We start from the raw sequence: 1,660 nt of genomic DNA, 5'->3' as shown, positions 1-1,660 counted from the left end.
ACGAGAGCCGAGCCACCCTGACCGCGGCACCGAACTTCGCCTACAGCGTGATCGGCAGGTACGCCCGGCGAGCCCCCGAGGTGGACCTGTCCCGGGTGCGGGTGGCCATCAACGGCGGGGAGCCGGTCGACTGCGCGGCCCTGGACCGGTTCGCCGCCGAGCTGGCCCGGACCGGTCTGCGCCCCGGCGCGGCCTGCCCGTCCTACGGACTGGCCGAGGCCACCTGCGCGGTGACCATGCCGCGACCGGACACCGGTCTGCGCTACCACGAGACCGAGGGCCGGCGGCGCGCCATCCTGGGCGAGCCGATCCCCGGTGTCGAGCTGCGGGTCGTCGACGCCGCCGGGGCGACCGGCCGCGGCGTCGGCGCCATCGAGATCCGCGGCGCGTCGCTGATGTCGGGCTACCTCGACGACCCGCCGCTGGCGCCGGACGACTGGTTCCCCACCGGCGACCTGGGTTATCTCACCGACGGCGGGCTGGTGGTCTGCGGCCGGGCCAAGGAGGTCATCTCGGTGGCCGGCCGCAACGTGTTCCCCACCGAGGTCGAGCGGGTCGCCGCGCAGGTGCGCGGGGTACGCGACGGCGCGGTGGTGGCCGTCGGCGCCGGCGCCGATTCGGCGCGGCCCGGCCTGGTGATCACCGCCGAGTTCCGCGGCCCGGACCAGGCGGGAGCCCGCGGCGACGTGCTGGCCCGGGTGGCCGCCGAGTGCGGGATCGTCCCCGCCGACGTGCTGCTGGTGGCCCCGGGTTCGCTACCGCGCACCTCGTCGGGGAAGCTGCGACGACTGGCGGTCAAACAGGACCTGGAGGCGGCACGCCGATGAGTGTGGACGGGTACCGGGCGCTGCTCGACGACGCCTTCGACCGGCAGGTCGCCGACTGGGTCACGGAAGCCGAGGCCGACCAACGGTTTCCACGAAAGCTGATCGAACACCTGGGCCGCACCGGGGTTTTCGCGCAGAAATGGGGGCCGGCCGGCAGCCCCAACCCGGACGTGGCCAAGCTGGTCGAGCTGGCGTTCGCGCTGGGCCGGCTGGGTTCGGCGGGCATCGGCGTCGGGGTCAGCCTGCATGACTCGGCGATCGCGATCCTGCGCCGGTTCTCCCGCTCCGACCACCTGAAAACCGTCTGCGCGCAGGCGATTCGCGGCGACGCGGTGCTGTGCATCGGCGCCTCGGAGGAATCCGGCGGTTCGGATCTCCAGATCGTCGGCACCGAAGCCCGTTCCGAGCGTGACGGTTTCGCGGTGCGCGGCACGAAGAAGTTCGTCTCGCTCTCCCCGATCGCCGACCACATCGTCGTGGTGGCGCGCGGCGTCGACCACGACGAGAACAGTCGGCACGGCAACGTCATGCTGCTCTTGGTGCCGACGTCACAGGTCGAGGTGCAGCCGCCGTACCGCAAGGTCGGTGCCGGGCCGCTGGACACCGCCGCGGTGCACATCGACACCTGGGTGCCCGCCGAGGCGCTGATCGCGCGGCCCGGCACCGGCCTGGCGGCGATCTCCTGGGGGCTGGCCCACGAGCGGATGTCGATCGCCGGGCAGGTCGCCTCCTCCTGCCGGTACGTGCTGGGCATCACCCACGCCCGGATGGTCAGCCGTCGCCAGTTCGGCGCCACGCTCTTCGAGCACCAGGCACTGCGGCTGCGGATCGCC

At 73.3% G+C, this 1,660-nt stretch carries 2 protein-coding genes; both read left to right on the top strand.

Going from position 1 to position 1,660, the window contains the following annotated elements:
• Positions 1-827: AMP-binding protein (locus AC2VNT_RS11315; protein WP_486946943.1), on the top strand; the 827-nt coding region annotated here is incomplete at its 5' end.
• Positions 824-1,660 (top strand): acyl-CoA dehydrogenase family protein (locus AC2VNT_RS11310; protein WP_486946942.1); only part of this gene is annotated, 837 nt, incomplete at its 3' end. The genes AC2VNT_RS11315 and AC2VNT_RS11310, both read left to right, overlap by 4 nt.

The organism is Mycobacterium sp. TH-M15 (assembly GCF_057473705.1).
Note: the sequence above shows the minus strand (reverse complement) of the source record. Positions and strands in the feature narration are given on the sequence as shown.